Source organism: Shewanella sp. SR43-4, from assembly GCF_014163845.1.
In the GTDB taxonomy this organism is placed as follows: Bacteria; Pseudomonadota; Gammaproteobacteria; order Enterobacterales; family Shewanellaceae; genus Shewanella; species Shewanella vesiculosa.
In genome coordinates this window covers 18391-43063 of record NZ_JACJEB010000004.1, presented here as the reverse complement: position 1 = coordinate 43063, position 24673 = coordinate 18391, and the positions used below count along the sequence as shown (strand labels likewise).

General features: G+C 43.1%; 13 protein-coding genes and 1 tRNA gene. 4 read left to right on the top strand and 10 right to left on the bottom strand.

Going from position 1 to position 24673, the window contains the following annotated elements; genetic code table 11:
- Positions 1-49: 49 nt before the first annotated feature.
- The 5 genes from H5123_RS05455 to H5123_RS05435 form a co-directional block, all read right to left on the bottom strand.
- The gene (locus tag H5123_RS05455) at positions 50-1369 is read right to left on the bottom strand and encodes a DEAD/DEAH box helicase (protein ID WP_182697272.1); all 1320 of its coding nucleotides are present in this window, start codon (positions 1367-1369) and stop codon (positions 50-52) included.
- Between the two features lie 198 nt (positions 1370-1567).
- Positions 1568-1657 (bottom strand) — tRNA-Ser (locus H5123_RS05450).
- 230 nt (positions 1658-1887) lie between these two features.
- The gene (locus tag H5123_RS05445) at positions 1888-2520 is read right to left on the bottom strand and encodes a YchE family NAAT transporter (protein WP_124014738.1); all 633 of its coding nucleotides are present in this window, start codon (positions 2518-2520) and stop codon (positions 1888-1890) included.
- Positions 2521-3154: 634 nt separating this feature from the next.
- The gene (locus tag H5123_RS05440; protein ID WP_182697271.1) at positions 3155-5206 is read right to left on the bottom strand and encodes a S9 family peptidase; all 2052 of its coding nucleotides are present in this window, start codon (positions 5204-5206) and stop codon (positions 3155-3157) included.
- Between the two features lie 207 nt (positions 5207-5413).
- A complete protein-coding gene (locus H5123_RS05435; protein WP_124015022.1) occupies positions 5414-6949 on the bottom strand; it encodes a fumarate hydratase in 1536 nt (511 codons plus the stop codon).
- 180 nt (positions 6950-7129) lie between these two features.
- Between H5123_RS05435 and pabB the strand changes: the two genes are divergently transcribed.
- The 4 genes from pabB to H5123_RS05415 all read left to right on the top strand — a co-directional run bounded on the left by pabB (position 7130) and on the right by H5123_RS05415 (position 14285).
- Positions 7130-8551 (top strand): aminodeoxychorismate synthase component I, encoded by a 1422-nt coding sequence (gene pabB, locus H5123_RS05430; RefSeq protein WP_182697270.1) that lies wholly within the window; start codon positions 7130-7132, stop codon positions 8549-8551.
- Between the two features lie 371 nt (positions 8552-8922).
- The gene (locus H5123_RS05425) at positions 8923-9606 is read left to right on the top strand and encodes a glutathione S-transferase family protein (protein ID WP_182697269.1); all 684 of its coding nucleotides are present in this window, start codon (positions 8923-8925) and stop codon (positions 9604-9606) included.
- 326 nt (positions 9607-9932) lie between these two features.
- Positions 9933-11654: a phospho-sugar mutase gene (locus tag H5123_RS05420; protein WP_182697268.1), complete on the top strand. Its 1722-nt coding sequence runs from the start codon at positions 9933-9935 to the stop codon at positions 11652-11654.
- A 237-nt stretch (positions 11655-11891) separates the two neighbouring features.
- The gene (locus H5123_RS05415; RefSeq protein WP_182697267.1) at positions 11892-14285 is read left to right on the top strand and encodes a TonB-dependent siderophore receptor; all 2394 of its coding nucleotides are present in this window, start codon (positions 11892-11894) and stop codon (positions 14283-14285) included.
- Between the two features lie 356 nt (positions 14286-14641).
- Here H5123_RS05415 and H5123_RS05410 read toward each other — a convergent pair whose 3' ends face one another.
- From H5123_RS05410 to glgB, 5 genes are all read right to left on the bottom strand, one after another.
- A complete protein-coding gene (locus tag H5123_RS05410) occupies positions 14642-16372 on the bottom strand; it encodes a glycogen synthase (protein WP_182697266.1) in 1731 nt (576 codons plus the stop codon).
- 9 nt (positions 16373-16381) lie between these two features.
- A complete protein-coding gene (gene glgC / locus H5123_RS05405; protein ID WP_124014731.1) occupies positions 16382-17644 on the bottom strand; it encodes a glucose-1-phosphate adenylyltransferase in 1263 nt (420 codons plus the stop codon).
- Between the two features lie 95 nt (positions 17645-17739).
- Positions 17740-20298 carry a glycogen/starch/alpha-glucan phosphorylase gene (locus H5123_RS05400; protein ID WP_182697265.1) on the bottom strand — a complete coding sequence of 853 codons (2559 nt, stop codon included), beginning with the start codon at positions 20296-20298 and terminating at the stop codon, positions 17740-17742.
- Entirely contained in the window at positions 20298-22397 is a 2100-nt protein-coding gene (gene glgX / locus H5123_RS05395; protein ID WP_182697264.1) for a glycogen debranching protein GlgX, read from the bottom strand. The genes H5123_RS05400 and glgX overlap by 1 nt, the downstream gene beginning before the upstream one ends.
- A gap of 48 nt (positions 22398-22445) precedes the next feature.
- Complete coding sequence (gene glgB, locus H5123_RS05390; protein WP_182697432.1) at positions 22446-24671, bottom strand: 1,4-alpha-glucan branching protein GlgB; 2226 nt, start codon at positions 24669-24671, stop codon at positions 22446-22448.
- Between the last annotated feature and the right edge of the window lie 2 nt (positions 24672-24673).

Sequence of the window (24673 nt, the reverse complement as noted above, 5' to 3'; positions counted from 1 at the left end):
AAACATTCCGCTTTAATCAGAGACGAATTAACCTTTGACTCAGTCTAGGCTAGATATTCCATGGATTCACTTTACCGCCTTTAGTGCTTGTCGCTGCTTTGGTGGTTTTGGTTTTTCTAAAATCAGCTGGAGCCGTTTTCGACTTACCTAAACTAAGCGTTGGTCTGTCAGTATCGGGGGTTGATTTATGTTGACGACTCTTAGGCATAAAATTCAATACCGAAATTGGGATCGGTTTTTTTGGTTCAAAACCTTCGATGACTTTGCGTTCAATTAAATGCCCTAAACGACTTTCAATCATACACAGATTTTTAAAGTCATCATTTGACACAAAAGAAATTGCCACACCAGCAGCTCCCGCGCGACCCGTTCGGCCAATACGATGAATGTAATCATCGGCAGGAAAAGGTAAATCGTAATTGATAACACGAGATAAATCATCAATATCTATACCGCGGGCCGCAATGCCGGTTGCCACTAAGTATTTAATATTACCTGATTTAAAATCAGCTAGAATTTGCTCACGCACTGGCTGACTTCTGCCACCGTGGATGCATTCAGCGCTAATGTCACGTTTTTCAAGCTGACTGACCAACTTGGCCGCACCTTGTTTGGTTTCGATAAATATCAGCGCTTGGTTCCACTCTTCTGTTTTAATTAAATGACTTAATAAAGCAGATTTTTTATCTTTATCTACCGTGGTTAACCACTGTTCGATTTTTGGTGCGGAATCGCGATCAGCAATCACTGAAATTTCTACTGGGCGCTTAATGGCCGTTTTAGCTAACGCACGAACTTGGTTTGATAAAGTGGCTGAGAACAATAAACTTTGGCGCTCAGAAGGTAACTTATCAATCACTTTATTAATGTCTTCAATAAAGCCCATGTCGAGCATTCTGTCTGCTTCATCCAGAACCAAGACTTCAACTTCATCAAAGTGCACGGCACGTTGAGTATATAAGTCGAGTAAACGTCCTGGGGTTGCAACCAGAATATCGACACCCTCGATTAATGCTTGTTTTTGTGGTTTTTCATCAACACCACCGTAAATAGCAAATGATGTTAACGGTAAGAACTTAGCATAATGCACAATATTGGCTTGTATTTGCACAGCCAGTTCACGTGTTGGGGTTAAAATTAATGCCCTAATACGCTTTTTACGCTGCATTTCACTGTCGGCTAAGCGCTCCAATATTGGCAACACAAAACTGGCGGTTTTACCGGTACCGGTTTGCGCGGCCGCAATCAGGTTTTTACCCCGTAAAATAACCGGAATAGTTTGTTGTTGGATTGGTGTTGGTTGACTGTATCCCACTTCATGTAGGGCATTGACAATCGTGTCGCGTAATCCAAGTGTCGAAAAAGGCATGAAAGTGGGTCTCAGTAGTAGAATAAGAATAAAGCATTATAGAGGCTGCGCATAACAAGCGCTAACACCAAGTAACGATAAGGCATGCGATAAAATAGCATGGTAGACAAGGGAGAGAACTAGCATCACCCAAATGTCGTGGTTTTATTTAAAAATACAAATGAAAAAAGACGTCCGAAGACGTCTTTTTTCATAATATGGCGGTGAGCGAGAGATTCGAACTCTCGTTAGGGATAAACCTAAACACACTTTCCAGGCGTGCGCCTTCAGCCACTCAGCCAGCTCACCAATTTTTTGACTGAATTTTTATCAATAACAGCAAAGTCATATGATAAAAAGCCAATCTTTAATATCTGATTACATTGAGGCTATATATTAGTTCTCACATACAAAACTGCATCAAGCTTAGTCGCAGTATTGCTAATCGAGGCGTACTTTACGCAAATGCCGATAGCGGGTCAAGCTAAAAAACCCGACTATCAAGCGTTTGCACAAATGCTCAGCAACTTATCAGTGAACTAACCGATTAATGTGGGGAAAAGGCCTTTAGCTCCTGCGGCAATGACTTCAATGCCTAATGACAACATTAATAGTCCCATTAAACGGGTAATAACGTTAATGCCGGTTTTTCCGAGTAACTTAAACAATACTGGCGCCATACGGAATAAAGCCCAGCTGACAAGACCTATGGTCACAATAGTTAAGAACATGCCAACAAAGTTAATCATCTTATTATGCTCTGCGGCAAACACAATCACCGAGCTAATGGCGCCAGGACCTGCCATCAAAGGTAACGCTAATGGCACCACAGCAACAGATTCCATCCCAGAAGACTCACGATCTTCTTCTTGGTTACGTTTTACTTCACTGATCTTACCTTGCAGCATCGACATCGCAATAATACATATCAAGCTACCACCAGCAATACGAAATGCAGACAATGAAATACTGAACATACTCAGAATATGCTGACCGGCTATCATAGTGACTAATAAAATCACCACAACAGCAAAGTTAGCCACTCGGTTGGTATGGCGGCGCTCAACTTCAGTTTGATGGCTGGTTAAGCTCACAAATACAGGCAATAACCCTACTGGGTTAATGATGGCTAACAGTCCTAAAAAGAACTTGATATAAAGCATAAAATCCACTGACTGCACCCTCTTAATATTACCTGATTTAAAGCTCGATTCTGAGGGCGCTAATGTAGCTGAAACCCAGACATTTCCCAAATGAAATTTTTTATATTTGATAGGCCATTTTACAATACAAAAACTAATGGAACATCTATTTAACCTCTTTAACCGTTTAATTATAATCCACGAAAAATGAGGCGCTAAGTAATTTTATTTCACGATATTGCACACATTAGCCACTAACTGATGCTTTAATCTACTAACCGCTTTGGCGAATCACCTTGTCTGTACTAAAAATACTAACCCGCCACTGGTATGCATATTGACCAAAGATGAAAAATACTAACATTGAGCCAAATTAGATAACTGAAAAAGATTCATGTTTAGGCACTCGTTTGTCGTCGATAAAATCCCTTGCTATTGAGGCGATAATATTCACTCGCAACACCAAGATTAACCGGCCACTCATGCTTTCATGTTAATCCTGCAATAACCGCTGATATTAGGCCATAAAATAGCGTACAACAAAAAAGAGATGTTGCCAGTGGCAACATCTCTTTTATTTGACCGTTAATACTCATCTGTGTAATGACTAGGTCGCTGATATCAACACAGGACTAAGTCTAAAATTGCAGATAAGGTATAAAACCTATTTAGCCGTCCAACGATCCATCCAGCCAAGCACATTCTTGTACCATAGCTGTAGATTATCTTGATTTAAGATCCAATGGTTCTCATCCGGGAATACCAGTAGCTCAGATGGAATACCTTTACGTTGCATCAAGGTAAATGCGGCTAAGCCTTGCCCATAAGGTACGCGGTAGTCTTTTTCACCGTGAATAACCAGCATCGGAGTTTTCCAGTTTTCAACATAATTAGCTGGGTTAAACTTTTCATATAGCTCTTTGTTTTGATCGTATGGACCACCAAATTCATATTCAGGGAACCATAACTCTTCAGTGACATAATACATAGAGCGCATATCAAACAAACCGGCATGATCAACTAAGCACTTGAAACCATCGTTCCACTTGCCTTGGAACCAGTTCATCATATAACCACCGTAAGAACCACCGAGGGCACATGCATTGCTCGCATCTAACCAAGGTTGCTGAGTCGTCACGGCAGCCATACCCTTTTTAAGATCTTCAAGTGGTTTACCGCCCCAATCTTTACCTATTGAGTCAGTAAACGCTTGGCCATATCCGGTAGAACCATGGAAGTCGACCATCACCACACCGTATCCAGCACCAGCCCATAGCTGCGCATTCCAGCGGCTGCTAAAACTGTTGCCAAATGAGCCTTGTGGGCCGCCGTGAACGAGGTAAGCAATCGGGTATTTTTTACCTTCTTCATAGTTAACTGGTTTAATCCAGTAGCCATGAACGGTTTCATCGTTCCAACCTTTAAAGTTGAACTGTTCAAATTCCCCAAAGGTAATATTGGCTAATTTGTCTTTGTTGACATCAGTCAGCTGAGTCAATCGCTCACCTTCTAAAGTCACACTGTATACATCACCTGGTTCAACTAATGTCGATTTTTGGAAGAACAATTTATTATTGGCGACCGCAATTAAGCTGTTACTACCTTGATTATAAATCGGACGCACATCGCCAAATTGGGTATTGACCTCAAACAGTGTCACTTGACCAAGATCTTGAGCCGTCACATATAACGTGCGGCCATCAGCACTGAAATTGATCGAACTTGGGCTACGATCCCATAATGGAGCGACTTCTTTTTCTTGGCCAGTGACATTGTCACGTAACATAATGCGGTTGCGATCAGCTTCATAACCAGGCTTAGTCATGGCTAAATAAGCCAGATAACGGCCGTCGGCTGAGTATGTTGGTTGTGAGTCCCAGGCTTTGTTGTCTGGGGTTAAATTAACCGTTTCACCGCCCGCAACTGGCACTTGCCATAAATCATAGTTGGTGGTCCATGCTTGATCGTTACTAGGCGCTTTAGCACTATAAACAACGAATTTGCCATCTGCGGTGAAGGTTACTTCTTCCATGCCTGAAAAAGGCTTAGGCGGCGTTTCAGTATCGCGACCGGCTGTAACATCAATCGCGGTGGTGACTTTTTCACCATCAAGTGAAGCCACAAATAAATGATTACGCGCGTGATCTTCCCATGTATCCCAATGACGGACCATTAGCTGCTTATATAACCGTCCAGTGCTTTTACGTTCAGCTTCTGCGGTAAACATCTCTTTTGAACAGGCTAAGTCTTTGCACTCTGGAAATACCCGCAGGGTCATGACAAGCTGTTTGCCGTCGTTAGACAATTTGTAGCCATTAATGTCTAAAGGTAAATCAGTAACCGCTATCGCTTCACCACCATTTAGCGCCAGTTGATATAATTGGCTGCTTCCAGTGCGGCTAGCAAGAAAGTAAATTGATTTTCCATCAGGCGAAAAACTGACATCATGCTCAGTTCCGGCGGCAGAAGTCAGTTGTTTTGGCTTAGCATTTTTATCGCTCAAATCGAGCAGGTAAAGATCCGAGTTAGCCTCGCCTTTATCATCAACCACTTTGACGCCGTAAACCATGGTTTTGCCATCATTTGAAACGGCTGCCGAATGCAACTTATTTAGCTTAACTAATTGTTGAACGTTAAAAGCGGTAGGCTCTGCCGCATAAACTGATGTAGCCAAACCAGCAGCTACCAATGCAAATAATACAGAAGACTTTTTCATTGTTATCTTGTCTCAGTTGTTTAAATAAAAACATGACTGCGCGTTGAGCTAGATACAACTCGACTAACGCGTAATCATAAAATGTGTATTGCAGACTAACCAAAGCAAAACGCTCAGGCAACATGCCTTTTGTAAAAAGCTGTAAACCCGAGCGTTAGATCACATTGACACATATGGCTTAAACATAAGCACAGTCGTGTTTATCGCTTACTTTGTTGCTTTACTGTTCGCGATATTAATTTTCCAAATCGCCGGGCCGGTTTCGTGTGCATTGACACCATTGGTATCAACCGCAACCGTTACCGGCATATCTTGTACGTCAAACTCGTAAATGGCTTCCATGCCTAAGTCTTCAAATGCCACCACGCGTGACTTCTTGATCGCTTTAGACACTAGATATGCTGCGCCGCCAACGGCCATTAGATACACCGCTTTGTGCTTTTTAATCGAAGCAACGGTTTCAGGACCGCGTTCAGACTTACCAATCATGCCCATAAGGCCTGTTTGGTCTAACATCATGTCTGTAAACTTATCCATGCGAGTGGCGGTTGTAGGACCGGCTGGGCCAACCACTTCATTGCCGACAGGATCAACTGGGCCCACGTAATAAATAAATTTACCCGTAAAGTCGACGCCTTCAGGTAAACCTTCACCAGACTCAAGTAAAGTTTGAATGCGTTTATGAGCAGCATCACGGCCAGTCAGCATTTTACCGTTGAGTAGTAAGGTATCACCACTTTTCCACGTTTCAATTTCGGCTTGAGTGATGGTGTCTAAATTAACATGATGAGTATTCTCACCCGCTTCACGAGTGATCTCAGGCCAATCAGATAACGATGGTGGCACTAAATCCACAGGACCTGTGCCATCTAAATGGAAATGAACATGACGCGTTGCGGCGCAGTTAGGGATCATCACCACAGGTTTTGAAGCGGCATGGGTCGGTACAGACTTAATTTTAACATCCAGCACTGTGGTTAAACCGCCTAAACCTTGTGCACCGATACCTAAATTGTTTGCTCGTTCGAAAATGTCTAAACGCAGCTTCTCTTCAGTTGTAACCGCACCACGTTGCATTAATTCATGGATATCAATCGATTCCATTAATGACTCTTTTGCCAGTACAGCCGCTTTTTCAGCTGTGCCGCCTATACCTATGCCTAACATACCCGGTGGACACCAACCCGCGCCCATTGTGGGTAAGGTTTTTTCAACCCAAGCAGCAATGTCATCAGACGGGTTAAGCATAGCCATTTTAGATTTATTCTCTGAGCCACCACCTTTAGCGGCAATCATCACTTCAACTTGGTTGCCCGCAACCATATCAATATGCACCACAGACGGAGTATTGTCTTTGGTGTTTTTACGTGCGCCAGCAGGATCTGACACAATTGATGCACGTAAAGGATTATCTGGATTAGTGTAAGCACGACGAACACCTTCATCGACCATTTCTTGAACGGTCATATCGGTTTTGTCCCACTGAACCGACATACCAATTTTAACAAAGGTAGTCACAATTCCGGTGTCTTGACATAAAGGACGTTTACCTTCAGCAGACATACGCGAGTTAATCAAGATTTGAGCAATGGCATCTTTAGCCGCAGCGCTTTGTTCACGCTCATAAGCCTTGTTCATTGCATCAACAAAGTCTTTGGGATGGTAATAGGAAATGTATTGCAAAGAATCTGCGATACTTTCAATAAAGTCCGCTTGTTTAATCACAACCGCTTGACTAGACATTGAAGATTCAGTTGTAGAGTGAGATGTGGTATTCGTCGACATATGGGGCGCTCCAGCAGCCATTGCGGCCTAACATGGTTATCGTTTTTATTAGAATCGATTTAATATTAACTATTAAGGCCAATATGATACTCTTTCCATCCTTTTTGGGCTACATCACATTTTAGATAAGGGTTATCGATGTCTGCGCGGGCAAAAAACGCACTTTTTATGCAAAAACTGGATTGGAAAATAGACACTAAGGCGCTATTTTCACTTTTTAGCCACCAGCCATGGGCGACATTACTCGACTCCGCCAATGCGTCGCACCAAGATGCCACTTTCGACATTATTGGGTTTAATCCTATCGCGACCTTAACTAGCCATGACGGAATTTGCTCATTTAACCCTAAACATCCAAAAATAATCGCGCTTAATATCGACATCAATCAGCAAGCCAGTCCATTTGAAACATTAGCGCAACTGCATGCTCGTCTTTATCCCTGTGCGCAAGGATCTCTGCACCCTTTTAGTGTCGGTGCACTTGGGGCATTGGGTTATGATTTGGGTCGAGATATTGAAAACCTGCCTAAAATAGCGGTTAAAGATATTCATCTTAATGATATGAATATTGGATTTTATGATTTTGCCCTGATATATGATTACGCAGAAAAGTCATGGTATGCATACCATTTCGACGGCTGCGGCGCACTTGAGTATGAGTTGAATTTAATTCAATCAAAAATAGAGCATAATCTAAAACAGACATCCAGCTTGCCTGCTTTTCAATTAACCACACCATGGGTTAACCACATTAGCGTTGAACAATATCAACATAAGTTTGCACGTGTTCAAGAGTATTTACTCAGCGGTGATTGTTACCAAATCAATTTAACCCAACGATTTGAGGCGCAATATCAAGGTAATGAATGGCAAGCTTACTGTGCATTATCCACGGCGAATCAAGGCCCTTTTTCAGCGTTTATACGCCTTGAACATCATTGTATTCTGTCTATTTCGCCAGAACGCTTTATTAAACTAAGCGACCAGCAGATTGAAACTAAACCGATAAAAGGCACGTTACCTCGCCATCAAGATCCGCTTTTGGATCAACAAGCTGCAGCAGCATTACTTGCATCCGAAAAAGATCGTGCTGAAAATGTGATGATTGTTGATCTGTTACGCAATGACATTAGCAAAGTCGCGGCGCCCGGCTCGGTTAAGGTACCGACATTATTTGCAATTGAAAGTTTCCCTGCTGTGCACCATTTGGTCAGCACCATAAGTGCCACACTGGCACAAGATAAAAATGCATTTGATTTACTCCAAGCAGCCTTTCCTGGCGGTTCAATTACTGGCGCACCAAAAATTCGCGCCATGGAAATCATTGAAGAGTTAGAGCCATCACGACGAAATGTCTATTGTGGGAGTATTGGTTATATCAGTCAAAACGGTAATATGGATACCAGTATTACCATTCGCACTTTAGTCACCGAAAATAACCGTATTTACTGTTGGGCTGGCGGTGGCATTGTCGCTGATTCAAATGCCGACGCTGAGTACCAAGAAAGTTTTGATAAAGTCAGCAAAATATTGCCTTTGTTGGCGAGTCTGAATCAGTAAAAACAGGTGTCGATAACCATTCGTTATACCAAGACTTACAACAGTAGATGATAGCGATTGTTGACTTGTCAGCAATCGGATTGTTTTTAGTGCTGCCGCGTTATTGATTACCTAGCTGAAATAACGCCCTGTCATAGCCTCTACTTTAGATAAAACAGTCACACACTGCTTAAAACAACTCCTAAAAAGATAATCAGGCTTTAAAGGCCATAGCTTTCACTGCAATCAACTTACAGTTCTCTCCCGTATATTTAATTACATGATAACAATACCCTATCGTCTTTCTATTAATTTTGAGCGATCGATCAAATTAATTTGAGCATTCGTTCAAAAACTGTTTTAATACACTTCTTACTTATGAAGGAGTTCACATGATTAAATTTTATTTCCATCCAGGCCCTAATCCAATGAAAATTGCGCTGTTCCTTGAAGAAACTGCTCTCGAGTTTGAGCTTGTGCCAGTGGATACCTTAAAAGGTGAGCAACATACTGCGGAGTTTAAAGCGATTAACCCCAACAGCAAAACCCCCGCTATTGAAGATAATGGCGTGCGTGTATTCGATTCAAGTGCCATTCTTTTATACCTTGCAGACAAAACAGGTCAATTAACTGGCGTGCCTGAAAATCGAGGGGAGCTATTATCTTGGTTAATGTTTGTCGCCACTGGTTTAGGACCTTATTCTGGTCAATGTGTACATTTCACCCATCATGCACCTGAAAAAATAGCTTACGCCACAAACCGTTATCAACGTGAAACTCAACGTCATTACCAAGTCCTTGACGCACATCTTAGTAACCGTGAGTTTATCGTGGGTGATGCATTGAGCATTGTCGATATTGCTGCATGGGGTTGGGTTGATAAAATCGGCTATGTATTAGGTCAAGATGCACTGGCTACTTACCCGAATGTTCAACGCTGGTTTAACAGTATCAACAATCGTCCAGCCGTTGCACGAGCCAGAGACATGGGTAAAGATATTGTATTTAAATCAGAATTTGATGAAGCCGCAAAACGTGCTTTTTTCCCACAAAATTATGCTGCTGAAACAAAATAGGTTTTGATCCTGTCACAAAAAGGCTTGTTGATAACCCTCACAAGCCTTTTTTGTATCTTGTCTAGGCGACAATGCTCTTGCTTGTAATGCACGCTTAACGCGATGGATTGGTATATTCACTTTAGAGGTTGTAATACTTGCTTTAGAGGTTTCATATTTAGCGGCAACTGTTTGTTTATAGACTAATGATTACGTTCAAGCATGTAGACTAAGCGTAGAAATCATGAATACAAATTGTTATTTTTATTGATTTGGTAACGAATTCACTTGTTCTCGTGGCGCGATTTTCCTACTGTTATTGAAAATGATTATCAATGAGGTGATTCATGAATACCCATCTTCAACATCAAATAAACCATTGGCTCAACAAAGACCCCGACCCAAAAACTCGTGCGCAACTGCAAGCACTCATTGATTCAAACAATGAAACTGAACTTGCCGCTCGCTTTGCAGGCCGTTTAGCCTTTGGCACTGCAGGGCTTCGAGGTGAAGTTGGTGTTGGGCCAATGGCGATGAACCGTTTAGTGATTCGCCAAACCACTGCCGGTTTGGGTGCTTACTTACTCGAGCAGATTAACAATGCTGCCGAGCGAGGTGTGGTAATTGGTTACGATGGCCGCCACGATTCTTATGATTTTGCCCACGATGCGGCGAGTGTACTAACCGCCATGGGCATTAACGTGTACTTGACTCACAAAGTTGCCGCCACGCCTTTAGTCGCTTTTGGGGTAAAACATCTTAACGCTGCCGCAGGTATTGTGGTAACAGCCAGCCATAACCCACCACAATACAATGGCTATAAAGTCTATTGGGAAAATGGCGCACAGATTATTCCACCCCACGACAGCGGAATTGCTGCCCAAATCACTAGTGCAGCCACTCAAGCTATCCCGTTTCTAGCCTTAGATGTTGCCATTGCACAACAAAAGCTGAATTGGTTGCAAGACGATTTTTACCAAGCCTATCGCCAGGGAATATTTGATGCCAAAGAGCTGCAATATCGCAATGGCCAAGATAAAGTCAGTTTAGCGTATACCGCAATGCATGGTGTGGGCGCCGACATGGCTGAAACTGTGTTAAAAGATGCTGGATTTACTCAGGTGTATTCGGTAGCCGCGCAACGTGAACCTGATGGTGACTTTCCGACAGTTAACTTCCCCAACCCGGAAGAAAAAGGCGCCATGGACTTAGTGATTGCTGAGGCAAAAAAGCATAAAGCGACTCTGGCTTGCGCCAATGATCCTGATGCAGACCGCTTTGCTGTTGCAGTACGCACAGCAGATGGTGAATATAAAATGCTAACTGGCGATCAAGTCGGGGTTTTATTGGGTCATTACTTACTCAGCCACGCCCCTAAAAATCAACAACTCAACGGCACAACCATAGTGTCATCAAGCCTATTGTCTAAAATCGCCTCTGAGTTCGGTGCCCAAAGCTACACCACGCTAACAGGTTTTAAATGGCTGATGAACGTCGGTATTAGTCAGCATCAACAAGATAACCAATTTTTATTCGCGTATGAAGAAGCACTCGGTTATACCATAGGTAACTTAGTGTGGGATAAAGATGGCTTATCGGCCATTGTTGCCTTTGCGCAACTCACTGCAGAGCTTGCCGCCAATGGCCAAACCATCTGGGACAGATTAGAACAGATTTATCGCCAACACGGGTTTCATCTTAATGCCCAAGTCAGTATTGCGCTTAAGCCTGACACCCCCAATATTGGTGAGTTTTTACGTGAAAACCCACCACTTACCATTGGTGAGTTCGCTGTGGTGTCTAGCGATGATTTAAAAAGCCTGCAGCGTACTTGCGCCGATGGCAGCAAACACAGCATTGATCTGCCCAGCAGTGATGTATTAATTTATGCTTTAGCAAATGGCGCACGCGTGATAGTTCGTCCCTCTGGCACTGAACCTAAAATTAAGTGCTATTACGAAATAGTCGAAACCATGACCAATACCGATACTTGGGCATCGGCACAAGAGCGCGCTGAACAAGCGATGGCAGCTTTTATCTCATCCCACCAAGCAAGCTTACCTAACTAAGAGCCGCTTAACAGCAATCACATCATCTACAATAAATGCCTGTGACTGATCGCAGGCATTTATTGTTTGCGCGGTTTAATGGTTAATAAATGAACGCCACTAAGTGTTCAACTAGACCAGAGTGTCATGACATATGACTGATTAGACTAACTAAGTCAGCAGTTAGTACTCCTATGCATCAGCGAAAATGTCCTATAATGTTACAAAGTTTACTATAACGTTATCGCAGGATTACTAATGTATAAAAGTCTCGTTTGTTTGGCCGTTATTGGCAGTATTTCAGCTCCTGTAGCCATCGCTGCAGAGGAAGGTGAAAACCTAGAGCGCATTCAGGTCATTGGCTCGCGTATCGCCCTTCGTACCGCTACAGACAGTGCAACACCTGTCGATATTATTACCTCCGAACAACTTGAAGCCACCGGGATTACTGAAACGGCCAAAGCATTACAATTTGCAGCACCAAGTTATAGCTTCCCATTTTCATCAATTACTGACGGCAGTGACGCTGTGCGTCCAGCAAGCCTTCGCGGCATGTCACCGGATCACACTTTAGTGTTGGTTAATGGTAAACGCCGTCATGGTTCGGCATTAGTGCATTTGGCCGGAACCTTAGGCAAAGGTTCGTCAAACGTTGATTTAAATGCTATTCCGATGACAGCCATTAAGCGAATTGAAATTTTACGTGACGGTGCCTCTGCACTTTATGGATCTGACGCTATCGCTGGGGTGATTAACGTTGTGCTGAAAGACAGTGACCAAGGCGGCAGCATTACGACTCAAGTAGGTCAAACCTATGAAGGTGATGGTGAACAAGTTCGTTTAGGCGTAAACCATGGCTTTAGCTTCAGTGACGAAGGTTTTGTGAACGTCTCTTTAGAGGCGCATCAGAAAAACGCCACCAACAGAGCGGGCTTTGATACTCGCCAGCAATATCCAACATTAGCCGACGGCAGTCCTGATCCCCGTGAAGCCACATTCGATCGTAAGAATCATCATGTTGGCGACAGTGACTATGACAACTACGGCTTATTTTTGAATGCTGAACAAGGGTTAGATACCAAGGGTAAGCTTTATGCCTTTGGTGGCATTAGCAAACGTAACTCAAGTTCAGGCGCTTTTTATCGTCGTGCACTTGATTCTCGCAACGTGATTGAAGTCTATCCAGACGGATTTTTACCACAAATAAGCCCAGAAATTATCGATTACTCTTTAGTAACCGGTTATGAGTTTGAGTTAGGGAAATGGCAAGTTGACTCATCGGCTGGTTTTGGTAGCAACAGTTTTGAATATACCTTAGAAAACAGTATCAATGCCTCGCTCGGCCCTATTAGCCCAACAAGCTTTGATGCAGGAACCCTGTCTACCAGTGAACTTAATCTTAATGTTGATGCTTCAAGCTACTATGATTTTGCTAATGACTCAGACTTATTAGTCGCGATGGGCGTGACATGGCGTCAAAGTGGCTATCAAATTGATGCAGGCCAAGAAGAGTCGTATATCAAAGGCGATTACCAAGGGAAATCTGGCGGTAGCCAAGGTTTTGGTGGTTTTACCAAAGAGTCTGAAGTCGATGAAGACCGCACTAACCTCGGACTGTATATTGAACTTGAAAACCAACTCACCGAAGATTTTTATTGGGCAGCAGCTGTGCGTTATGAAGATTATTCTGACTTTGGTAGCAACACCAGCTGGAAGCTATCTGGCCGTTATGAGCTGACGGACAGTCTGGCACTTAGGTTAACCACCGACACGGGGTTCCGTGCACCCAGTGTGCAGCAACTGTATTTTACTAACGTATCGACCTTTTTTGATCCCGATCCAGTCACTGGTGAGTTTATTCCTAGAGAATCAGGCACCTTTAATCAGTTATCGCCGATCAGATCAGAGCTAGGTATTCCAGATCTTAAAGCTGAACAATCACATTCTTATAGTGCAGGTATTGTTTACACGGGTAATAATGGTTTTGCAGTCACATTAGATGCTTATGAAATTAATGTCGATGACAGAATCATTTTATCAGGCGCTATAGATAAAGAAAGTTCACCGGCGATTGCCGCTATCCTTGAGGGCACTAATGCCGACTCGGCTCGCTTCTTTATGAATGCGGTTGATACTAAAACTCAAGGTGTAGACTTAGTTATCACTCAAGGGATAGACCTTGGTGAATTTGGCGATTTAAAAGCCAACCTAGCCTACTCATACAAAGAAACTGAAATTGAGTCCATTTCGTTGCCTTCAATCCTCAATGGATTAGAAGACGAGCTATTTGATAATATTGAAGTTGTTCGCATGACTGAAGCCAATCCCAAAAATACTGCTAACATTGGCTTTACGCATCAGTATGACGACTTCACTACCAACTTACGTTTCAGTTATTTCGGAAACTACACTGTGGGTTATTCATCAAGTGAAGTGGAATATGGCTCAAGATGGACCACAGATTTAAGTACTCGTTACCGTGCAACCGATAATCTCGCCGTCACCTTAGGGGTACAAAACCTGTTTGATACTTATCCAGAGAAACGTCCTGAGGATAATAACTTTAACGGAATTTTTATATACCCGCTCACCAATACTCCATTTGGGTTTAATGGTGGTTACTATTACTTGGATCTTCGCTATACCTATTAGTCACTAAACTAGTAACACAAGATGGTATCTTTATTGGTCATAGCACGATATCAGCAGCAGACTCATGAGTCATCAAACGGACAACATCGTTCTATGGCTCAGCACAACGCTTCGACATAAAGTGCACTATATAAAGTCGTCAGCTATTTAGCAGGTCAAGTTTAAGTGGTTATTGGAAGACAAAAAAGCCAATCAATTTGATTGGCTTTTTTATTGGCTAATTGAGCACTTACGGCTATCAATACAAAGAGTGCCAAGAGCTGCCTGCTACTCGTTTGCTAATAATTTGAGTAACCGGTTGAGTGCTATCTAGTCACATTATCCAATATGATTCGCTTGGACACTGACTGGATAGCTCAACTGCTCACATATAACTTTTCAATATACTGTTTAGCAACCTCATTCCAGGTAAATCGTTGTTTAGCGGCATTTTGTTTCACTTGCTTCCAAGTATCACTGCCAAATAACTCGAGCACTTGAGTAAAACGCTCAACCAAGGCTTCACCTTGTGTCGCCAGTGTTGCACCGTTAAATACCCAGCCACTGACATTATCTTCAATCGTATCATTGAGCCCCCCCACGCCATGAACTAAGCATGGTTGGCCTGCCCGCATCGCGAGCATTTGACTGATCCCACAAGGCTCAAATGAACTGGGCATTAAAAACAAGCTGCCCAAGCGATAAAGTTGCTCAGATAAAGCTTCGTCATAACCATGTAAAAACACAAAGTTATCATAACGTGCTGCGGTAGCTTGTAATGCATTAGCAATATTCACATCACCACTACCAAGTAACATAAACACGCCATTAGGTTGATGTTTCTTGAGTGATTCGAGAATAGCCTCTAACACTGTTTTCGCCGAGGAATGAATTTTAGTGGCGTGAGTTGGGTTAAAAGGCTGCAACAGAATCAGCACTTTTTGTTCTGTTAAACGCCCAACTGAGGTCAGTAAAAATCGTTGCTCATCATCTGACACACTGCTTTTTAAGGCGGTTAAGTGATGATAGTCGGCTAATATAGTCTGCTTAGATTGACTGATCCGTGTTAACGCAATTGAGTCTAATACACTCAGCTGGCTTGTTTTAGTTTGCCACTTAATGACGGCATTCTCAGCTTGAAGTAATAACGCCCAATACTCGCTCTGCTTAGTAAGCTGGGCTTGATTAGATTTATGGCTAACATCATCATAAACGCAGCCATTAATGATCCCAACCACATCACCTTGTAAAGACTTAACCACTAAATCGGCCTCTAACCCTTCGCCACCAAAAAAGCCTTTGTGATAGTCAGATGGCATTAACACCTCTTGCGCATAACTGGGCGACACTAAATGCACTTTGTCACTGAGTACAATGCCCATGCGCATCGGATTAACACAATTGCTGTAACGAGGGTCAAATATACTGGTATCGGCAATAAGGTTTAATTTACCCACATATTGCGGAAACCAATGGGCAAACGATGAATCATCGCCAATAAAAGGCCGGATCCCTTGTAAGGCCAAATTGTGAATGGTAAACACACAAGGTAATACTCTCAGCGCAGAAAAATCATCTACGCATCCACGCAGCATGGCAACCATTGCACTGTGCCAGTCATGTAAATGCAACACCTCAAACTGTGGTAATAATTTATTCACCAAGCACGTGGCCACACTAAGAGAAAACAGTGCAAACTTGGTTGCATCTTCGGCAAACGGTCTGTCTGCCGAACCACTGCAATACACTTGGCCTTGGTGATTAAATAGCGGATGATCAAATAGATAGATTTGAGCTACCGCGTCATCCCATTGATCTTCAGCCACATTAAGGATGGCATCTTTATGTTGTGGTCTTGGCAAGCGATAAACCGCTACAGTATGGCGCTGGCCGGCAAAATCAACTTCAACATCAGCCATGTGTGCGGCATGATAATGTTGCGCTAAGAAGCCATAATTTGGCATGGCCACATCGGCTATTACGCCGCATTGTGCCAATGCTGGCGGCAAATCACGGATGACATCCGCCATGCCCCCAACTTTAGCGCCATGCAGTGCATCATTTTCTGCTGCCACCAGCAGGACTCGTTTTACACTCGCAGGAGTCATCTAAGATCCTTATTCAAAGCCAACCGCTAAACCTAACATTTTGCGGGTTACCAAGGTAATGCCTTTTTCTGACACCCTAAAACCCCTCGCCTTGTCATGTTCTTGATTATAACCAATCGACATGCCTTCAGGAATAATACAACCCCGATCTAAAATGGCATTTTTTATTTTACAATTCTTCAGTACCACCACATCGGGTAATAATACCGAATCTTTGACTGAGGAATAAGAACACACACGCACTTCGTCAAATAGCACGCTTCGTTTCACTTTGGCACCAGAGATAATACAACCGCCGGAAACGATCGAATCAACTGCCATACCGCGGCGATTATCATCATCAAACACAAACTTAGCCGGTGGCAGCTGTTCCTGATATGTCCAAATTGGCCACTTAGCATCGTATAAATTTAATGCTGGTGTTGGCGACAATAACTCCATATTCGCTTGGAAAAATGAATCTAAGGTACCCACATCGCGCCAATAGGCTGGCTCATCAGACACTGAAGTTGTAAAAGGAAACGCGAACACATTATGTGTTTTGATAATTGCCGGAATAATATCTTTGCCAAAATCACGATCTGAGCTTTCGTTATTGGCATCTTTTCTTAATTGTTCGAACAAAAATTTAGTATTAAAAACATAGTTGCCCATTGAGGCTAAACACTTTTCTGGATCAGTTGGGGTTGGCTTAGGCTCTGCGGGCTTTTCTTCAAAACCAATGACCCGATTATCACTATCAACTTCCATCACCCCAAATGCACCTGCCGCTTCTGCAATTGGGGTTTCTAAACAACACACTGTCATATCGGCACCCGATTCAGCATGAGCTGCGAGCAAACCAGCATAATCCATGCGATAAATATGATCGCCAGATAAGATCATCACATACTTAGGGATTTCATGCCGAATAATGTCAATATTTTGAAATACCGCATCGGCAGTACCTTGATACCAGTTACCAGATGTTTGCTGTGACGCAGGTAAAATCTCAACCGATTCCCCTAGTTCCTTTTTGAAATGACCCCAGCCACGAGTAACATGTCGAATTAAAGAATGTGACTTATATTGCGTCACCACTCCCACTCTTCGTATTCCTGAGTTAATACAGTTTGATAACGGAAAGTCGATAATGCGATACTTACCACCAAAATAAAGCGCAGGTTTCGCACGCCAGTCGGTTAATTCATACAACCGAGAACCTCGACCACCCGCTAATATCAACGCATAGGTATCACGAGTTAAATTACTAATATAACGAACATTACTCATAAGCAGACTCCATTTGGCTATTCAACGTAGCCACCAATAAACAAACATTAATCTACGATTTACGTTAATTACAGCGTCGCTGCACTTTCCTTGTATTACTTTTTCATCCATATTTCATCGCGGTAGCCCGCTATGGTGTTGTCGCTTGAAAAACGCCCACTGGCGGCAGTATTTCGAATACTTATTTTTTGCCAGCTATCTTGATCAAGATACGTCTTAGCGACCTGCTCTTGTGCTAAACAATAACTGTCAAAATCAGCAGCGGTCATCCACTGATCATTAGGATCAATTATTGAAGCGATAATGTCGTTAAAAATACCCGGTTCGACCAAATTAAAATGGCCACTTTTTAGCATACTCATGACCCCATTAAGGGCTGTTGAATGCTCAACAATGTGTTGCGGTTGATAATTTATCCGCGCTTGAGCGACTTGGTTAGCATCTAGACCAAATAAGAAGAAATTATCATCACCCACCTCTTCCAGCATCTCAATATTGGCGCCATCTAAAGTACCAATCGTTAAGGCTCCATTCATCATGAATTTCATGTTTCCTGTGCCCGACGCCTCTTTACCTGCTGTAGATATTTGCTCAGATAAATCGGTACCCGGACATATTTTTTCCATGGCACTGACGTTATAGTTGGGCAAAAATGCCATGCGTAAAAATGGCGTGACCAAAGGATCGGAATTGACCATATGAGCGACATTATTAGCCAGTTTAATAATTTGCTTGGCCATGGCGTAACCTGGTGCGGCTTTGCCTCCTATGAGTACACAGCGTGGCACCATATTCTGCGTATCGCCACTTAAAATACGGCGATATAAATGAATCACATGGAGGATATTCAGGAGCTGACGTTTATATTCATGAATACGCTTCACTTGCACATCAAACATCATTAGTGGGTCAAACTCAACATCGCATTGCTGCTTCACAAATGTGCTTAGCGCTTGTTTATTTTCAAACTTAATTTGCGCCCATTCTTTAACGAACTGCTTGTCACTGCTAAAAGCATTGAGTGCGGTAAGACGAGATAAATCATTGATCCATTCGTCACCTAAACGACGGCAAATAAGTGCCGATAACTTAGGATTACAATACGCAAGCCAACGCCTTGGAGTAACACCGTTGGTTTTATTATTAAATTTATCGGGCCACAATTGATAAAAGTCATTAAACAGCCCTTGTTTAAGTAACTGAGTATGCAAGCCCGCCACACCGTTAACTGAAAAACTGGCAACAATGGCTAAATATGCCATCCTAATATGTTGCTCGGGGCCTTCTTCGACAATCGACATACTGGCTAACTTTTGAATATCCCCCGGCCAATGATGAGCCACTTGTTCTAAATAACGAGCATTAATTTCGAAGATAATTTCGACAATGCGTGGCAACATGTTTTTCATCATAGGTACCGACCAGCGCTCTAACGCTTCGGGCAGTAAAGTATGATTGGTATAGGCCATAGATTGACTGGTAATCGCCCATGCGGCATCCCAACTCAAACTGTATTTATCCAGTAACAGTCGCATTAACTCAGGTACGGCAATGCTGGGGTGAGTATCATTAAGCTGTAACACGTTATGTTCACTAAACTGGCTGAAGTCTTCACCAAATTGACTAACGTAACGGGCCAGCAAATCTTGCAAACTGGCTGATGATAAAAAGTATTGCTGGCGTAGTCGTAATTCTTTGCCATTCACACTCGAATCATTTGGGTATAACACCATGGTGATTTGTTCAGCCAAATTTTTAGTGGCAACGGCTTCAGCATAATCGCCCTCGTTAAACTCGGCTAAATCAAATTCGTCATTCGCTTCGGCTTTCCATAAACGCAGTGTATTGATACGACCATTCTTAAATCCTGGGATTGGCATATCATAAGGGACAGCTAACACGTTTTGCGTATCTACCCACACATGATGTCGATGTCCATGCTTATCAACATAAGTTTCGCTATGACCAAAAAAAGGCACGCTAACAATACGGTTAGAGAGGCGAACTTCCCATGGGTTACCATGACGTAACCAGCGATCGGGACGCTCTACTTGATAACCATCGACAATCTTTTGCGCAAACATGCCATATTGGTAACGAATCCCATAACCAGTAACCGATAAGTCTAAACTCGCACAACTGTCTAAAAAGCATGCCGCTAAGCGCCCAAGTCCACCATTACCAAGACCAGCATCTTGTTCAACTTGCTCAATATCTTCTAAGCTGGTGGCGTAATCGGTTAACACCTGTTGGGCATCAGCAGTAATGTCTAAACTCAACAATGCATTACCTAGGGCTCGGCCCATTAGAAATTCAAGTGATAAGTACGCGACCTGTTTTTGTTGATATTGATTGTCTTTAATCCGTGTTTGACGCCAGTTATCGAGCATTTGTTCTTTAACGCTTTGCGCCACGGCATTGAAAAGCTCATGTTGTTCATGTTCGTCACGACATAGCCCGTAGCGGATATGTCGGGCAAGTGATGCCGATAAACTGTCACAGGGTTCACAAGGATCATGATGAGCACTAACCACCTTGTCAGCTTGCGAGGCCGCCACGACATTTTCTTTACTCGTCGCCTTAGTGCTAGCTTTACTGCGACTGGCACGCACAGTGGTTTTTTTTACACTGGCGTTATCTTTTGCTGTGGTCATCAATGACTCCTAGTAAATTCGGTATGAAATAGCATTAAACTACGACTGATTACATTCACTTGCTTATTAGCATCGACTTCAGGTTCACTTTCTTGGGTATGCAGTAAGCAATGCCAATGGCGAAAATGGGGTAATTGCGGCAGAGTAAATTGGTGGGGCAACTCATCGACATTAATCATCAATAATAACGCTTCGGTACTTTCCGCCACCGCACCAATGTCGGCATCCGCTAGATTACCGGTTAAAATCACGCTTAAGGTACGGGTATGATGTTCACACCAATTTGATTTATTCATCACCTCACCTTGGCGGTTAAACCAAGCTAAACCGTTATCAAATAAGGCTTCTGGTTTATGAATAAAAGCTTGGTGACACAGCATAGGAAAACGTTTGCGCAAGCTTATCAACTGCGCAGTAAAATTCACTAACGACCAATCTATTTGCTCCCAGTCAAACCAGCCGATAGGATTATCTTGGCAATAGGCGTTATTATTGCCTTGTTGTGTTTGACTTGATTCATCACCCGCCAACAACATGGGCACGCCCTGAGACAACAATAAACAGGTTAGTAAATTGCGTTTTTGTCGCGATCGAATGGCATTAATCGCTTCATCGGCAGATTCGCCTTCAATACCATAGTTATAACTGCAGTTTTCTTGATGACCATCACGGTTATCCTCACCGTTAGCCAAGTTATGGCGATCGTTGTAGCTCACCAAATCATGTAGACTAAAGCCATCGTGACTGGTGATAAAATTAATACTCGCCGCTGGGCCTCGGCCGTTATGTTCAAAGAAATCACTCGAGCCATGAAATCGCTTGGCAAATTCAGGTAATAAACCACTATCCCCACGCCAAAAACGGCGCATTGCATCACGGTAGCGATCATTCCATTCACTGAATGCCACGGGATAATTACCGAGCTGATAACCACCGGGGCCAATATCCCAAGGCTCGGCAATGAGCTTAACCTTGCACAATACTGGGTCTTGGGTAATAGCATCGAAGAATCCACTTCCGGGATCAAAACCATAAGCCTCACGGCCAAGACAACTGGCGAGATCAAATCTAAACCCATCGACGCCCATAATTTCGACCCAATAACGCAAAGAGTCCATGACTAACATTAATACTTGCGGATGATTAAGATTAAAGGTGTTACCACAACCAGTATCGTTAATATTAAAGCGCTTATCATTAGGCAATAAACGGTAATAACTGGCATTATCGATACCGCGAAAACTGTACGTCGGCCCTAAATGGTTTCCTTCGGCGGTATGGTTAAATACCACATCGAGGATCACTTCAATCCCTGCTGCGTGAAGTGTTGAGACCATTTGCCTAAACTCAGCAATATCACCCTCATCAGATAAATAAGCAGAATGAGGCGCCATAAAGGCAATACTGTTATAGCCCCAATAGTTATTGAGGCCTTTTTCAATCAAAAAAGGCTCATCGAAAAAGCCATGAACGGGCAATAACTCTACGCTGGTAATACCAACATTTTGTAAGTAATCGACTATCGGCTTGCTCGCTAGGCCCGCAAAGGTGCCTTTTTTTGTTGCATCGACCTGCGGATGTTGTTGAGTAAACCCCTTTACATGGGTCTCATAGATAATGCTTCGAGCCAGACTAATATTGAGCGGTACGATTGGAATGTCTTTAACAAACTCATAATCGATCACTTGTGCTTTGGGTAAATAAGGCGCGCTGTCTTGAGTATCAAATGACAAATCTTCATCAAGGGCATTAATGTCATAACCATAGACCGCCGGATGGTATTTTAGCTCTCCTACCAGCTTTTTTGCATATGGGTCGAGGAGCAATTTATGGTGATTAAAACGATGGCCAAGCTGCGGTTGATAGGGCCCAAAAACGCGGTAACCATACAAAAGCCCAGCTTGAGCATTGGCTAGATGACAGTGCCAAATTTGCCTTGTTTTCTCAGTCATAATGTACTGAGCAACCTCAATTTCCCCCGTGGCATCAAAGATACACAACACCACTTTGGTGGCATGTGCTGAAAATAACGAAAAATTCACTCCGCTATTATCAACCGTCGCCCCCAGTGGATAAGGATAACCGCTGCTTATACCCATAACATGCCCTTTTGAAGTCAAACCCTGCTGTTTTAACATGTTGCACTATTATGGCAACTCATGCGGTTCCGGTGCCCAAATACTGCATGCCAGTGGTGGCACTGTAATCACTAAACTGTAAGGCATGCCTTGCCATTCTGTTGCTTGTATTTCATACGTTGCATCATTGACAACATGACTGCCGCCATAATGACGGTGGTCACTGTTAAGTATTTCGTTATAGGACTGGTCGGTTGGCACCCCAATTCTAAAGTGGTGAAAAACCTGTGGCGACATGTTGACCACAATCACCACAGGTTGTTGTTTATCAATACCAAAACGACAAAATACTAAAATGTTATCGTCGGCATTATTGCAGTCGAGCCATTGAAAACCATCACTGTTGTGATCGCGTTGATATAACGCAGGATATTGCTGATAACACTGATTGAGATCGCGTACCCAATCTTGCACGCCTTGATGCGGCGTATAGTTTAATAAATGCCAGTCAAGGCTCTGGTTATGGTTCCACTCATTGCGCTGGGCAAACTCATTGCCCATAAACAATAACTTTTTGCCCGGATGTGCCCACATGAAACCGTAATAAGCGCGTAACGTAGCAAATTTCTGCCAATCGTCGCCGGGGATTTTATGTAATAACGACCCCTTGCCGTGGACCACTTCATCATGACTAAGCGACAAAATAAATTGTTCGGTAAAGGCATACACTAAGCTAAATGTCAGCTCACCATGGTGATAACGTCTGAACAAAGGATCGCTGCTGATGTAACGCAGTGTGTCGTTCATCCAGCCCATGTTCCATTTAAAACCAAAACCTAAGCCGTTATTACTGGTCGCTTGAGTCACGCCTGGCCACGCAGTTGATTCCTCAGCGATCATATTAATGCCAGGAAAACATTGGTACATGCGCGCATTAAGCTCTTGTAGAAAGCTGATAGCTTGAAGGTTTTCTCGGCCACCCAGTTCATTGGGGATCCATTGGTCGGCTATGCGGCTGTAATCGAGATATAACATCGACGACACAGCATCAAGGCGTAAACCATCAAAATGGAATTCGTTTAGCCAGTAATAGGCGTTGCTGTATAAGAAACTGCGGACTTCCGCGCGACCATAATTATAAATTAGCGTATCCCAATCAGGGTGCTCACCTCGGCGCGGATCTTCATGTTCATATAAGCAGCTACCATCAAATCTCACCAGCCCGTGTGGATCTCGAGGAAAGTGTGCGGGTACCCAATCAAGCAATACTGCAATACCTTGCAAATGACATTCATCGATAAAGGCTTTAAGACCATTAGCGTCGCCAAAGCGATAGGTAGGCGCAAATAACCCGACAGGTTGATAACCCCAAGAACCGTCAAATGGATACTCACTGATCGGCATCAATTGCAAATGGGTAAAGCCCATTTCTTTGACATACGGCACCAGTTCGGCAATGAGCTGTGAATAATCGGTGTAATCTTGACCGTCATCACCACTACGACGCCATGAGGCTAATTGCACTTCATAAATAGACATAGGTTGAGCATGAGGCTCACGGCTAGCTCGTTCAGTTAACCATTCGCCATCTTGCCAGTCATAGTGATCAAGATTAGGGATTTTTGACGCATTGTGCGGCGACGGTTGCATGGCAACGGCATAGGGATCAGATTTAATAATCTCATTGCCATGAACATCGCAAATAGCGAACTTATAGTGTTGATCAGGTTCAACATCTGCAATAAAAATATCCCACAACCCACTCGCAGGATGGTGGCGCAACACATGGCGTTTTTTGTCCCATAAGTTAAAATCGCCCACCACAGCCACTTGCTTGGCATTTGGCGCCCACACACAAAAATGCACACCTTTAACATCATGATGCTCGCGCCAGTTAGCCCCTTGAAAATGATAAGTTTGTAACTGACTACCTTCACCGAATAAATACACATCATCAGGATTGAGTAAACTATCAAACTGATAAGGATCATTGATGAGCTGTTCACACAGTGGGTATTGCACTCGCAATAAGTAACCAAAAGGTTTCACTCTGCGGCCCATTTTACCGGCAAACAAACCTTGTTGATTAACCTGTTCAAGACTGGCCACTTTACGGAGATCTTTTGCGTTTAACACATCGATACTCAGTGCACCGGGAAGTAAGCAACGAACAATTAATCCTTTATTATCACTACTACTGTGCATACCAAGTAATGAAAACACGTCAGTGTACTCACCATTTAATAAGGCTATTTCACTATCTTGCTGAAAATACGGGGTCGCTACAGTCATAATCA

What these genes read in the sequence shown, in the direction of transcription:
- H5123_RS05455 (WP_182697272.1), bottom strand. Translation starts at nt 1,369, where the DNA reads ATGCCTTTTTCGACACTTGGATTACGCGACACGATTGTCAATGCCCTA.
- H5123_RS05440 (WP_182697271.1), bottom strand. Translation starts at nt 5,206, where the DNA reads ATGAAAAAGTCTTCTGTATTATTTGCATTGGTAGCTGCTGGTTTGGCT.
- H5123_RS05435 (WP_124015022.1), bottom strand. Translation starts at nt 6,949, where the DNA reads ATGTCTAGTCAAGCGGTTGTGATTAAACAAGCGGACTTTATTGAAAGT.
- pabB (WP_182697270.1), top strand. Translation starts at nt 7,130, where the DNA reads ATGTCTGCGCGGGCAAAAAACGCACTTTTTATGCAAAAACTGGATTGG.
- H5123_RS05425 (WP_182697269.1), top strand. Translation starts at nt 8,923, where the DNA reads ATGATTAAATTTTATTTCCATCCAGGCCCTAATCCAATGAAAATTGCG.
- H5123_RS05420 (WP_182697268.1), top strand. Translation starts at nt 9,933, where the DNA reads ATGAATACCCATCTTCAACATCAAATAAACCATTGGCTCAACAAAGAC.
- H5123_RS05415 (WP_182697267.1), top strand. Translation starts at nt 11,892, where the DNA reads ATGTATAAAAGTCTCGTTTGTTTGGCCGTTATTGGCAGTATTTCAGCT.
- H5123_RS05410 (WP_182697266.1), bottom strand. Translation starts at nt 16,372, where the DNA reads ATGACTCCTGCGAGTGTAAAACGAGTCCTGCTGGTGGCAGCAGAAAAT.
- glgC (WP_124014731.1), bottom strand. Translation starts at nt 17,644, where the DNA reads ATGAGTAATGTTCGTTATATTAGTAATTTAACTCGTGATACCTATGCG.
- H5123_RS05400 (WP_182697265.1), bottom strand. Translation starts at nt 20,298, where the DNA reads ATGACCACAGCAAAAGATAACGCCAGTGTAAAAAAAACCACTGTGCGT.
- glgX (WP_182697264.1), bottom strand. Translation starts at nt 22,397, where the DNA reads ATGGGTATAAGCAGCGGTTATCCTTATCCACTGGGGGCGACGGTTGAT.